This is a genomic window from Arthrobacter sp. Sr33 (assembly GCF_054511195.1).
Genome location: NZ_JBTNDD010000004.1, coordinates 244,633 through 256,363, shown reverse-complemented (window position 1 = coordinate 256,363; position 11,731 = coordinate 244,633). Strand labels below are relative to the sequence as shown.

The 11,731-nt window shown below is 62.7% G+C and carries 9 protein-coding genes; 3 read left to right on the top strand and 6 right to left on the bottom strand.

Translation table 11 applies throughout. From position 1 onward, the window contains the following. Positions 1-26 precede the first annotated feature (26 nt). The 4 genes from asd to ACX80T_RS07960 form a co-directional block, all read right to left on the bottom strand. The gene (gene asd, locus ACX80T_RS07975) at positions 27-1,181 is read right to left on the bottom strand and encodes an aspartate-semialdehyde dehydrogenase (protein ID WP_083850953.1); all 1,155 of its coding nucleotides are present in this window, start codon (positions 1,179-1,181) and stop codon (positions 27-29) included. A gap of 66 nt (positions 1,182-1,247) precedes the next feature. Next, positions 1,248-1,811, bottom strand: coding sequence for a dihydrofolate reductase (locus tag ACX80T_RS07970; RefSeq protein WP_019483705.1), 564 nt, complete (start codon positions 1,809-1,811; stop codon positions 1,248-1,250). Next, the gene (locus ACX80T_RS07965; protein ID WP_459304144.1) at positions 1,808-2,569 is read right to left on the bottom strand and encodes a thymidylate synthase; all 762 of its coding nucleotides are present in this window, start codon (positions 2,567-2,569) and stop codon (positions 1,808-1,810) included. Before ACX80T_RS07965 ends, ACX80T_RS07970 begins: the two co-directional genes overlap by 4 nt. Positions 2,570-2,677: 108 nt before the next feature. Continuing rightward, a complete protein-coding gene (locus ACX80T_RS07960; protein WP_459304132.1) occupies positions 2,678-4,594 on the bottom strand; it encodes a primary-amine oxidase in 1,917 nt (638 codons plus the stop codon). A 53-nt stretch (positions 4,595-4,647) separates the two neighbouring features. Between ACX80T_RS07960 and ACX80T_RS07955 the strand changes: the two genes are divergently transcribed. The 3 genes from ACX80T_RS07955 (at position 4,648) to ACX80T_RS07945 (ending at position 8,505) form a co-directional block, all read left to right on the top strand. Beyond that, positions 4,648-5,271: a TetR/AcrR family transcriptional regulator gene (locus tag ACX80T_RS07955; RefSeq protein ID WP_459304131.1), complete on the top strand. Its 624-nt coding sequence runs from the start codon at positions 4,648-4,650 to the stop codon at positions 5,269-5,271. A gap of 152 nt (positions 5,272-5,423) precedes the next feature. Further along, positions 5,424-6,833 (top strand): aldehyde dehydrogenase family protein, encoded by a 1,410-nt coding sequence (locus tag ACX80T_RS07950; RefSeq protein WP_459304130.1) that lies wholly within the window; start codon positions 5,424-5,426, stop codon positions 6,831-6,833. Positions 6,834-6,969: 136 nt separating this feature from the next. Then, positions 6,970-8,505 (top strand): APC family permease, encoded by a 1,536-nt coding sequence (locus tag ACX80T_RS07945; RefSeq protein ID WP_459304129.1) that lies wholly within the window; start codon positions 6,970-6,972, stop codon positions 8,503-8,505. Between the two features lie 13 nt (positions 8,506-8,518). Here ACX80T_RS07945 and ACX80T_RS07940 read toward each other — a convergent pair whose 3' ends face one another. Together ACX80T_RS07940 and ACX80T_RS07935 are read right to left on the bottom strand one after the other, a co-directional pair. Continuing rightward, positions 8,519-9,484: an NUDIX hydrolase gene (locus ACX80T_RS07940; protein ID WP_019483711.1), complete on the bottom strand. Its 966-nt coding sequence runs from the start codon at positions 9,482-9,484 to the stop codon at positions 8,519-8,521. Then, entirely contained in the window at positions 9,484-11,706 is a 2,223-nt protein-coding gene (locus ACX80T_RS07935; protein WP_019483712.1) for an RNA degradosome polyphosphate kinase, read from the bottom strand. Before ACX80T_RS07935 ends, ACX80T_RS07940 begins: the two co-directional genes overlap by 1 nt. Between the last annotated feature and the right edge of the window lie 25 nt (positions 11,707-11,731).

Genomic DNA, 11,731 nt, shown 5'->3' with positions numbered 1-11,731 from the left:
CCTTTCAGTCCCTGGAAGTCTGGTTCCTAAAGGTTTCCGGTGGAGATCAGCAGCATCCGGCGCAGCGGCTCTGCGGCGCCCCACAGCAGCTGATCTCCCACGGTGAAGGCACTCAGATACTGCGGTCCCATCTCCAGCTTCCGGAGCCGACCCACAGGGACTGACAGCGAACCGGTCGCCGCGACCGGTGTCAGCCCGGCCATGGTTGCTTCCTTGGTGTTGGGGATTACCGTCGCCCATTCGTTGTCACTGTCAATGAGGCGTTCAATCTCGGCGAGTGGCACGTCTTCGGTGAGCTTCAGGGTCAGCGCCTGCGAGTGTGACCGCATGGCCCCGATCCTGACACAGAGCCCATCGAACGGGATCCGGCCGCCGTCGACCGCATCTATGCCGAGGATCTTGTTGGTTTCGGCGCCGGCCTTCCATTCCTCGCGGGACATCCCGTTACCGAGATCGGCGTCAATCCAAGGGATCACCGATCCCGCCAGGGGCACCCCGAACTGTGATGCGTCCATCGAAGGGTTGCGCTGCTGCGCCAGGACGGCCTGATCGATGGCCAGGATGGCCGACGCCGGATCGTCCAGATTAGGCGCCACGGCACCATGGATGGCACCGAACTGGTTCAACAGTTCACGCATGTGGCGGGCGCCGCCGCCGGACGCCGCCTGGTACGTCATCGAGGTTCCCCACTCGACGAGGCCGTTGCGGAACAGGCCGCCAAGCCCCATGAGCATGCAGGAGACGGTGCAGTTACCGCCAACAAAGTCGCGCACACCGCGGGAGAGCCCGGCGTCGATGACGTCCCGGTTCACCGGGTCCAGCACGATGATGGAGCTGGACTCCATCCGCAGCGTTGACGCCGCGTCGATCCACAGTCCGTCCCAGCCGCTGTCGCGCAGCTTCGGGTACACCTCGGCGGTGTAGTCGCCGCCCTGGGCGGTGACGATGGTGGAGAGCTTGGCCAGCGTGTCGACGTCGTACGCGTCCTGGAGCGCCGGAGCGCCCTCAGCGAACGACGGCGCCGCGCCTCCCACGTTGGAAGTGGAAAAGAACACGGGGTTGATCAGGCGGAAATCGCCCTCGTCCTGCATGCGCTGCATCAGGACCGATCCCACCATGCCGCGCCAGCCGACGAAGCCGACGCTGGGCGCTGAGGATGAACTATTTACTGCAGAAGTCATGCTCCCAGTCTAGGTCAGGACCCCCGTGAGCCCCGCTTGGTTACGAAGCTCGCCGGAGTTATCCGACTAGTCCCGGCCGCGGGTCCACAGGCTGATCCGGTAGCGGGTGCCGTTGGCGCCCGTAAGCCAGCCTTGCTGTGGAGTGACGCCATCGAGTTGCCAGTCCGGCCCCAGCGTCGGGGCAAAGGTGTCGCCCTTGGTCGTCGACTCGATCACTGTCACGACGGCTGCCTGGGCAATTGGCAGGGCGGCTTCGTAGATCTGCCCGCCGCCGATCACCCAGATCTGCTCGGCGCCCGGACTGCGTCGGGCTTCCTCAAGTGCGTCCTCCAGCGAGTCGACGACGACGGCGCCCGCCAACTCACCTGCCTCCAGCCCGTGCTTGCTCACCACGATGTTGGTGCGGTCCGGGAGGGGGCGATATTTGGCGGGAAAGGACTGCCAGGTGTGGCGACCCATGATCACCGGATGTCCCGTGGTGGTCCGCTTGAAGTGCTCCATATCCTCGGGGAGACGCCACGGCATCCCGCCGTCTTTCCCGATCACACCGTTTTCCGTCTGGGCCCAGATCATGCCGACGAACGGTTCCCGTCCGATGGCCTCGATGATGCCGCGATTCATTGAACTCATACGGCGATCGGTGCCTTGATAGTGGGATGGTGCTGGTAATTCACCACGTCAAAGTCCTCCAGCGTGTAGTCGAAGATGCTCTCGGGTTTGCGGTTGATCAGCAGTTTGGGGCTCGGGTAGGGCTCACGAGTCAGCTGTTCCCTGACCTGCTCCACATGGTTGTCGTAGATATGGACGTCGCCGCCGGTCCAGATGAGTTCCCCTGGCTCCAGCCCCACCTGCTGCGCAACCATCAGGGTCAGCAGGGCGTAGGAGGCGATGTTGAACGGCACACCGAGGAAGGTGTCCGCCGAACGCTGGTACAGCTGGCAGGACAGCTTGCCGTCCGCCACGTAGAACTGGAAGAACGCGTGGCACGGCGGCAAGGCCATGTTGTGCAGTTCGGAGACATTCCATGCGGAGACCAGGTGCCGCCGGGAATCCGGGTTGGTTTTGAGGTCCTCGACCACCTGGGTGATCTGGTCGATATGTCCGCCGTCGGGCGTGGGCCAGGAGCGCCACTGGACGCCGTAGACCGGGCCGAGTTCGCCGTCGTCGCCGGCCCATTCGTTCCAGATTTTGACGCCGCGTTCCTGCAGCCAAGACACGTTGGAATCCCCGCGAAGGAACCAGAGCAGCTCCAGGGCCACGGATTTGAAATGCACGCGTTTGGTGGTGACCAGCGGGAAGGAGTCCGCGAGGTCGAAGCGCAGCTGTCGCCCGAAGACGCTGCGCGTTCCGGTGCCGGTGCGGTCGGTCTTGACCGCACCGTTGGCCATCACATCGCGCAGCAGATCCTCGTACGGGGTGGGGATGGGTTGTGAACTCACCCCATCCACTCTAGTGGCTGAGTGCTTTAAGGCCACCCGGCGCGCTTCACCGCGGGGCTAGCTGTGGCAGTGCCCGCCAGCAGCCGGTGCGTTTGGCGGGACGTCCAGGACCGGGCTGCGGTCAAAGAAGCCTTCGGGGCGAAGCTTGAAGCCAACCGTGTCCACCGGCATGATCGGCCAATCCTCCAACCGGGGGAAGTGTGTCAGCCCGAAGGTGTGCCACACCACGAGGTCTTGCCCATCGAGGTCGCGGTCCTGCGCAACGTACGCGGGTAGTCCAGCGCCGCCCACATGCTGATTGACGAAGTCGCCGGTGGGATAGCGCTCGTCCTCAGCGAACCGGGTGACCCACAGGTCCTTGGTGGCGAAGGTCGCACGCTGTGCGATGGAGGACTCGGGATCTGCCAGCAGCGTTGGCTGGGCTTCCGAATGCAGCTTGTATCCCACCGGCTCACCGAGGCGATTCAGGGACTCCGGGTTGGAGATCACCCAGGTGCGGCCGCTTCGCGCATCGCTTTCCCGAACACTCTCCGACTCCCGGGTCAGTGCCGTCCGCTTGCGGGAAAACGCGTTGCCGCGCGGGTTCTCCGGTCCCAGTGGCTGCCGGACAATGTCTTCCTCCTCCACCCTGTTAGTGAAGCCGTCAATGGCCATATCGAGGCGGGCGCTAAAGAGATGTTGGTGGAATGGCGCTCCAAGCCCCGGGGCAATCTGCGACATGTTGGGAGATCCGTCCACCGGATAGGCGCTGGTGAAGACGACGCCGGTGGCTTTGGCCTCGAACTCTATGTTGCCGTCGAGGTACAGGTACCAGTAGAACCCATAGTCGTAGTTGCCCACCGTGGTGAAAAAGGAAATCACGAGTCGCCTGTTGCGCCTTGTGTAGTTGATCTCGGACCATAGGTCGCTGTGTTTGGCGAGGATGCCCCAATCTTCTTCATGCATGCAGATTGCGTTCCGGATTTCGCGTGGGTTCCCTGCCGCATCGCTGATGACGGGGCTGAGGTAGGTGATATCACCCAGGCAGTCGCAACCTAGTTCGAGTGAGTTGGCGTATTGGCCCACGAGATACTCTCCCGTATCGAAGTAGTTCTGCCACGACCGGACAGGAGAAGGGTCACCATACGGGACCACCATTTCGGCGATGGAGGCACGTTTGATGATGGGCCGGATCCGACCTTTGTCATTGAAGGAGAGGTTGTGGAGAACCACGCCCTCCCGGACGTCGAAGCCGACGTCAACACTCCAGTTCTCCCACTCCACGTGATTGCCGCCGGTAACGGCAAAGCTGGGCCCCTCGGGCTGAGTGATGCTGATCGGCTTCTGCGTAGTGCGCAGCGGTCCCGTCAGTTCGGGATCGGTGTAGTTGCCGTGCTCCTGCGGGATCGGCATGACCCCCAGATCCAGGACTTGCGTGACCTCTTTTTTGACGACGTCGACGTACGCCACCAGCCCGTCAATTGGGTGTGCCCACGCGCTATCCGTCCCGCGTTCCTGGACGAAGGCGAGCCCGCGGAGGATGCGTCGCCCTTTTTCTTCGGGGTATTCGTACACACCAGCGGACAGCGGTGCGACGCGCACGGTGGCGACGTCGAGGTTCCTGGCAGCGAGCGCGGCAAGCCAACGGTCGTCGGTGGACAGTAGTTCCTCCACGGCTGCGAACTCCTCCTCAAGCACCGGGAGCTCACCCATCACAGCTGTATCCAGCTCCACAGTGGTGAGCACCTCGCCGGTAGTCGCAGAAACGACCACATCCAGCGGTGCTGAGCCCGACGTGTCGTGAAGGAAAATACGGAACCGGCGGCCCTCCTCACCCGCAGTAGCCGCACGGCTGGGATCGACAAGCCCGAGGTAGGCAATCCTTCTGGTCGCTCCGAGCAGGCCCTTGTCTCGGAGGATGCGTTGCACTTCCAGAATTTCTTCCGCTGTGGCCAGTGCGTAGGAATTGGCAGTCGCTGTGGGTGACGTTGTCATGAGAATCCTCAGTCCGGTGTTTTTCTATGTTCGTAGAGTAAGCCGAAGGTAAGATGGATCACAAGAGTTTTCTGAAGGAGAAGTGCGACGTGCCCAAGATTGTTGACCATCACCAGCGACGTCTGGAACTCGTGGACGCAACGTGGAGAATCATCGCGCGGCACGGAATCGAGGGCGCAACGATGCGCGACATTGCACTCGAGGCCGGCTTTTCAAATGGGGCACTGAAACCCTACTTTCCGACGAAAGACGATCTGCTCACCTTTGCGTTCCGGCATGTCTTCAACCGCACCAATCAACGGATTGCCCTAACGACCTTCAACCAGACGGGGCTACCTGCAATCCGGGCGTTCGGAAGGGAAGTCCTGCCGATTGACGAAGAAAAGGTCAGCGAGGCCCGCGTCGTTATCCCGTTTTGGCAGAAGGCTGTCACGGACGAATTCAAGATGGCCATTCACCGCGAATCGATGGAGCAGTGGCGGGTTGCGCTGAAGCGCCACCTTGGGGAAGCGCGACAGACGGGCGAGATTACCACCGAGGTGCCGGACGCCCTCATTAGCGAGCAACTGATGAACCTGTTCCTGGGTGCGCAGATCACAGCTGCCCTATCTGTACCCGAGGACAATCTCCCCGCCTATACCGACCAGTTGGACGGGTTTCTGCAGAATCTGTCGTGAGGTAAATTCGCCCGCTGTCGAAAAAAGATGACGGATGAGGGTTGCTGGGTCTAGTCTGTAGCCAATGTGTTGCAGAACACACCTCACGGGGGATCACAGCCTCCGGGTCGCTGTCAGGAACACCTGGCCTAACTACTCAAAGGGGAGTATTCATGGAAACCTACGACGCGCTACTCGACTCAATTACCCCGGCTTCAGGCCCTACTCGAACTATCAAGGACCCCGCGACCGGTGAAACCGTCGGTCAGGCACCGGCGCATAGTGTCGCCGATCTCGAGGCTGCCATCTCGGCAGCGGCAGCAGCCCAGCCCGCATGGGCCGCGCTCAGCCATGAAGCCCGCACCGAGATGCTGTTGAAGGCCGCCGAAGCGATCGACCGCTCCGCAGAAGAGCTGGCCATTCTGCTATCCCGGGAACAGGGCAAGCCGCTCAACGGTCCCAACGCACGCTTCGAAGTTGGTGCGTGTTCGGCATGGCTCCGCGCAGCCGCCACCACGGTCCTCGAGCCAGAAACCGTAGCCGACGACGGCGAGACCTTCGCGCAGGTTCACTACCGTCCCATTGGTGTGGTCGGGGCAATCGGCCCCTGGAACTGGCCGATGATGATCACCATCTGGCAGATTGCTCCCGCGCTCAGGATGGGGAACGCCGTCGTCGTGAAGCCGTCGGAATACACGCCACTAAGCGTCCTTGCACTGGTTCACGTGCTTAACCAGGAACTGCCTGACGGTCTATTGACCGCGGTATGTGGGGATGGTGAGGTTGGCAGTCGCATGGTGGAGCACGAGGCAGTCGGGAAGATCATGTTCACCGGATCCACGGCCACGGGCAAGGCGATCATCAAGTCCTCCGCTGACAGCATCAAGCGGCTCACCCTTGAGCTGGGCGGAAACGACGCCGGTATTGTTCTGCCGGATGCCGACCCCAAGGCAATCGCGGAAGGGCTCTTCTGGGGCGCCTTTATCAATACCGGCCAAACGTGCGCCGCCCTGAAACGACTGTACGTACACGAGGACATTTACGACGAGGTCTGTGAGGCATTGACCTCTGTAGCGGAGGCAATGCCGATGGGTGTTGGACTTGACGAGGCGAACGTCCTTGGACCGCTGCAGAACAAGGCACAGTTCGACATCGTGGCTCGCCTGGTAGACGCCGCGAAGGAGTCCGGCGCGCGTGTACTTATCGGCGGCAACCCCGATGCGGATCAGGTCGGATACTTCTACCCGACCACTCTCATCGCCGACGTCGACAACAAGAATCCGCTCGTTGCCGAGGAGCAGTTCGGACCGGCGCTGCCGATCATTCGCTACAGCACCGTCGACGAGGCGATTGCCATGGCGAACGACCTTGAGGTCGGCCTTGGCGCATCCGTGTGGTCCTCCGATGTGGACGCTGCCCGCAAGGTAGCGTCGCGGATCGAGGCGGGCACCGTGTGGATCAACAAGCACGGCGCGGTCGACCCCCGCGTACCATTCGGCGGCATCAAGCAGTCTGGGTACGGGCTGGAATTCGGTGTTGAGGGTTTGAAGGGCGTGGCAGTTCCGCAGGTGATCAACGGCTAGGGCCGATTCGCTGGCCAACCGACGTCTGCCTTACCGCAAGTCGCTTCCCAAAGAGCATCAGAAAAGTACTCATGCGCAGGAGGAAGCTTTCGCAAGGTCCCGCCCTGGCGGGACGGCTCATTTGAGGAGATAGACCATGAACAGACCCGATACAGTCTCCGCCGGCGGATCAAGCCCCGCCGATGGATCAAGGACCACGCTGCGCCATGGCAGGCTTGGGGTAATTGGCGTCGTATTTTTCGTCGTCGCAGCCGCGGCGCCCCTGGTCGGTATGACCGGAGCCGTCCCGATTGCGATTGTGCTGGGAAACGGTGCGGCCGCACCCGGAGCGTACCTAATCGTTGGTCTGACGCTGTTGCTCTTCAGTGTTGGTTACTCAGCGATGAGCCAGCGCGTCACCAACGCCGGCGCCTTCTTCGCCTACATCGGACGTGGCCTCGGCGCGAACGTCGGCTTAGGCTCCGCGTTTGTCTCATTGATCGCCTACGTTGCCATCCAGCTCGCCATTTTCGGTTTCTTCGGCGGGCTGATGGCAGGGCAGATGGGTGCTCTCGGCCTTGAACTGCCGTGGTGGCTTTGGACGTTTGCTGCGTGGGCGGTCGTCACGGTCCTGTCGCTGGCAAGTGTTGATGTCGGAGCGAAGGTGCTCGGAGCGTTGATGCTGCTCGAGGTGCTCGCCCTGGCGATCACCGCCGTTGCAATCCTGTTTGACGGCGGCCCCGAGGGCTACGACTTCGTAGCCTCCTTCTCACCCCAGGCCATTCTGGTGGGTGGACTCGCCGGATCGGCTGGCATTGCGTTTGCCTTCGCGTTCGCGTCATTTATCGGGTTCGAAGCTACCGCAATTTATGGTGAGGAATCCAAGGACCCGAAGCGTATTGTTCCGCGGGCCACTTATCTGGCGGTTGGGTTGATTACGGTGTTGTTCGCTGTAACCGCGTTTGCGCTGGTGACGGGTATGGGCGCGTCCCGAGTGGTCGAAGCCACGGTGGAATACTCGATGGTGGATGGAGTTCCGCTGGCAGATCCTGCCGCTGTCCTTTTCTCCCTGGCCACCGAATACGTTGGCGGCTGGATGGCCACGGTCATGAGTGTGCTCGTCCTCTCTAGCCTGTTTGCCGGCCTCCTGGCTTTTCAGAATGCGGCCGGCCGCTACGTCTTTGCCCTGGGGCGTGGCGGAGTCCTGCCCGGCCGGCTGGCACGGGTCAATGTCAAAGGCGCTCCCCAAAGCGCTTCACTGACAACTTCCGCCGTCACTGGTGTGGTGATTTTGCTCTTCACGTTGTTCCAGCTGGAGCCGATCCTGAACATGTTCTATTGGTTCAGCGGCCTGGCAGTGGTGGCAATTGTGCTGATCGAAGCACTGGTCTGTCTTGCCGTCGTCGCCTATTTCCGCAGGAACAAGGGCGCAGAAGGCGTCTTCACTACAGTGATTGCTCCGATCGTGGCATTCATCGGGCTCCTGATCGGCGAGTATCTCCTCATGTCCCGCTTCGGCCTGCTGGCTGGGACAACTGCCGAAGGGGTGGATCCCTCGGTGACGCCGTGGGGACTCAGCCCGCTGGGCTGGTTCCTGATTGCACTCCCATTCGTCGTCCTCCTGGTCGGCTACCTGTACTCACGCGTAGTCGCTCCGGAAAATGAGGACTTCATCCGCGATGAACTGTCCTAGGGGTCGGACTGGCTTAGTCGTCGTAGGCCCTGAACTGCTCGAGCGCGACAATGCGGCCCGGAGTCCTGGTGCTGACGTGGGAAATCAGCACTTCTCCGGGCGCCAGATACGGGTCGTCGGCCGGCAGTCCAACTGCCAGGGTGTCGGGCATGTGGCGCTGCAGCACGCCAAATATGAGGGGGAGGACCGGGCGGTGGGTGCACAGCGCCACGGGACGGCGCTTATCGAAGAGTTTCTCCACCGTTGAACGGGCCTTGTCCGGCTTGCGCGTGGCGTTACGCTCGGTCATTGAATCAGCGAGTTTGAGTTTGATGTCCTTGTTCTTCAGGTACGGAGCGACGGTCTGAACACACCGTTCCCATGGGCTGCTCACCACCCAGGACGGGCCCCAGGCCTCAAGGAGCCGGCTCACTGCTGCGGCTTGCCGGCGACCGGTAGCCGCCAGGGGGCGTTCGCCTTCCGCACGGGTCCAGGACGAGCGCGGCTTCGCCTTGGCATGGCGGACCACGATCAGCGGCCAGGTCTCCAGCTGGTCCGCTGCGTAAGCCGCAATCAACGATTCAAGGGGTTCACGATCGGTAGGGTTGGTCAACAACTCCAACGCCCGGGCCGGGGCGACCCACAGGAACTTGTCTACTTCCTTGCCGTCCGGGCGGACCGTCATGCGCTCCGTGCGTGCCGCCCAGTAGTAGACCACCTTCTGCCCGGAGGCCACTGCGTAACGAGTCGACGCCAGGGGAATGCCCAGCGAAATCCGCAGGCCAACCTCTTCCAACACTTCCCGGGCTGCACACTCAGGGGTGGTCTCACCGGGGTCGATCTTGCCCTTGGGCCAGGACCAGTCCGTATAGCTTGGACGGTGGATCAGGAGTACCTCGAGCTGCCCCTGTTCCTTCCGCCAGCAGATAGCACCCGCTGCCACCACCGCCGGCGCCGCGTCCTGGGCGGTTTCCGTGACCGCCTCGTCAGTTGAGGCCATCAGCGGCGGACCGCTGACCGGTTGCGTGCACGGGAAGCCAGCAGGTAGCTCTGCACGTCGCTGAGCGGTGCGCCGTCGTCGTCCTTGTGGTGGCGGGTCCAATCGCCCTGGTTGTCGAGGTGCCAGCTCGCCGTTCCCTCGTCCATGTACCGGTCGAGCAGGGACATGAGGTAGGCGATGTCCTCGGGCGCGCTGAGCTGCACCAGCGCCTCCACCCGACGGTCCAGGTTGCGGTGCATCATGTCCGCCGAACCGATGAATACAGCTGGGTCTCCGCCGTTCGCAAACGCGAACACCCGTGAGTGCTCAAGGAAACGGCCCAATACCGAGCGGACTGTGATGTTCTCGCTGAGGCCCGGGACGCCGGGGCGTACCGAGCAGATCCCGCGGACAATGACGTCCACCTTCACCCCGGCCTGCGATGCACGATAGAGCGCGTCGATGATGGCCTCGTCAACAATCGAGTTGACCTTCACCACCACGCGAGCCGCAAGACCGGCCTTCTGGTTGGCAATCTCGCGTTCAATCCGGTCAATCAGCCCGGAGCGCACTGAACGCGGGGCGACAAGGAGACGCTTGAAGGTGGATTTCGGCGCATATCCCGACAGCTGGTTGAACAGTCGGGTCAGGTCCTGGCCCACCTGGTCATTGGCGGTCAACAGGCCGAAATCCTCGTAGTAGCGGGCCGTGCGCGGGTGATAGTTGCCGGTGCCGATGTGGCAGTACCGGCGAAGTCCATCGATTTCCTGCCGGACCACGAGGGAAAGCTTGCAGTGCGTCTTCAGTCCCACAATCCCGTACACCACGTGCACCCCGGCCTGCTCCAGCTTGCGTGCCCAGGAGATGTTGGCTTGTTCGTCGAACCGGGCCTTGATCTCGACGAGGGCGAGTACCTGTTTGCCGGACTCCGCGGCGTCAATCAGCGCATCGACAATTGGCGAGTCGCCCGACGTGCGGTACAGGGTCTGCTTGATGGCCTGCACCTTGGGGTCGGCCGCTGCCTGCTCCAGGAACGCCTGAACGGAGGTGGAAAACGAGTCATAGGGGTGGTGCAGCAGAATGTCGCGGCGGCGCATGGCGGCAAACACATTCGCAGCCTTCGACGTCTCGCTTTCCTTGAGGTCACGGTTGGTGTGCGGGACGTGCTTCGGGTAGCGAAGCTCGCCGCGGTCGATGCCGCCGATCACGCTGAGCCCACGGAGATCCAGCGGCGCCGGCAGGCCGTACACCTCGTCCTCTTCCACGCCGAGTTCACGTGACAGCAGGGCGCGGATGCTCGGATTGATATCGGTGGTGACCTCCAGCCGGACCGGTGGGCCGAACCGGCGGCGCAGCAACTCCTTCTCCAGCGCCTGAAGGAGGTTCTCGGCGTCGTCCTCTTCCACTTCGAGGTCCTCGTTCCGGGTCACCCGGAAGGTGTGGTGTTCGAGGACTTCCATGCCCGGGAACAACTGGTCCAGGTGGACGGCGATGACCTCCTCCAGCGGGATGAACCGGGCCGTGCGGCCGGTGACGTTCCCGGCGCGGGGGCCGTCCACCGAAATCAGGCGCGGCAACTGGTCGGGAACCTTGACGCGGGCGAAGAGTTCCTTTTCGCTCACCGGATTGCGGACGACGACGGCGAGGTTCAGTGAGAGCCCCGAAATGTACGGGAAGGGGTGCGCTGGATCCACGGCCAGGGGCGTCAGGATCGGGAAGACCTTCTCCGCGAAGAGCTTGTTCAGGTCGGTGCGGGCGGCGTCGTCGAGCTCGTCCCACGTGGTGAGGTGAATGTTCTCCTCGGCCAGGGCCGGTCGAATGTTCTCTGCGAAGACGGCGGCGTGACGCTGCTGCAGCTTGTAGCCGTCGGCCATGATCTGCTCGAGCTGCTCAATGGGGCTCAGGCCGGCGGCTGACGGGACAGCCAGGCCGGTCGCGATGCGGCGCTTCAGGCCGGCTACGCGCACCATGAAAAACTCGTCCAGGTTGGACGCGAAAATGGAGAGGAAGCTGACCCGCTCCAGCAGGTACAGGTCGGGGTCTTCGGCGAGCTCCAACACCCGGGCGTTGAAGTCGAGCCAGCTCGACTCACGGTCGAGGAACCGGTCAGGCGTGATCTCGCCGGAGGGGAGCAGGCTCGGGGCGAACTCCGGGATGTCGATGCGGTCCTGGGTGGCACGGGCCGGTGCAACTTCGGACGAGCCATACCGTGCCGGAACGCGTGCCGCGGTTTCCGATTCCATAGTGTCTCCTGACAGCGGGTAGGTT